Source organism: Rouxiella sp. T17, assembly GCF_036663475.1.
Taxonomy (GTDB): domain Bacteria; phylum Pseudomonadota; class Gammaproteobacteria; order Enterobacterales; family Enterobacteriaceae; genus Rouxiella.
This window is the reverse complement of sequence record NZ_JAWUEA010000022.1, coordinates 1-1,271: the sequence shown is the minus strand read 5'-3', so window position 1 is coordinate 1,271 and position 1,271 is coordinate 1. Positions and strand designations below refer to the sequence as shown.

General features: G+C 65.1%; 1 protein-coding gene. It reads left to right on the top strand.

Translation table 11 applies throughout. The annotated features are described in order from the left end of the window. Positions 1-12: 12 nt before the first annotated feature. The coding region (locus SC206_RS05520) for a transketolase family protein (protein ID WP_332734987.1) at positions 13-1,271 on the top strand (1,259 nt) is incomplete at its 3' end.

The following is a 1,271-nucleotide window of genomic DNA, read 5'->3' as shown; positions in this document are numbered from 1 at the left end:
CTGGAGTAGAACATGTCCTCTCGTAAAGAGCTTGCGAACGCTATCCGCGCACTCAGCATGGACGCCGTGCAGAAAGCAAATTCCGGCCACCCCGGCGCCCCGATGGGCATGGCCGACATCGCCGAAGTCCTGTGGCGCGACTACATGAACCACAACCCGACCAACCCGCACTGGGCCGACCGCGACCGCTTCGTGCTCTCCAACGGTCACGGCTCCATGCTGATTTACAGCCTGCTGCACCTCACCGGCTACGACCTGCCGATTGGCGAACTCGCCAACTTCCGCCAGCTGCATTCCAAAACCCCGGGCCACCCGGAGTACGGCTACACGCCGGGCGTTGAAACCACCACCGGCCCGCTGGGTCAGGGTATCGCCAACGCCGTCGGCTTCGCCATCGCCGAGCGCACGCTGGCCGCGCAGTTCAACCGCGACGGCCACGACATCGTCAACCACCACACCTACGCCTTCATGGGCGACGGCTGCATGATGGAAGGCATCTCCCACGAGGTCTGCTCGCTGGCCGGCACCATGAAGCTCGGCAAGCTGACCGCGTTCTACGATGACAACGGCATCTCCATCGACGGCCACGTGGAAGGCTGGTTCAGCGACGACACCGCCGCGCGCTTCGAAGCCTACAACTGGCACGTCATCCGCGGCGTCGACGGGCACAACCCGGACGCCATCAAGGCGGCCATCGAAGAGTCCCACAAGGTCACCGACCGTCCGACCCTGATTCTGTGCAAGACCATCATCGGCTTCGGTTCGCCGAACAAGGCCGGTTCGCACGAAGTCCACGGCGCGGCGCTGGGTGCCGACGAAGTGGCGGCGACCCGCAAGGCGATTGGCTGGAACTACGCGCCGTTCGAAATCCCTGCCGACATCTACGCCCAGTGGGACGCGAAGGAAGCGGGCAAGGCGAAGGAGTCCGCGTGGAACGACAAGTTCGCGGCCTACGCCAAGGCGCATCCGGCGCTGGCGGCCGAGTTCGAACGCCGCATGGCGGGCGAGCTGCCTGCCGACTGGGAAGCGCAGTCGCAGAAGTTCATCGAGGAGCTGCAGGCCAAGCCGGCCAACATCGCCAGCCGCAAGGCGTCGCAGAACTCGCTGGAAGCCTTTGGCAAGATTTTGCCGGAATTCCTGGGCGGCTCCGCCGACCTGGCGCCGAGCAACCTGACCATGTGGTCCGGCTCGAAGTCCATCGGTGACGACGCGGCGGGCAACTACATCCACTACGGCGTGCGCGAGTTCGGCATGACCGCCATCACCAACGG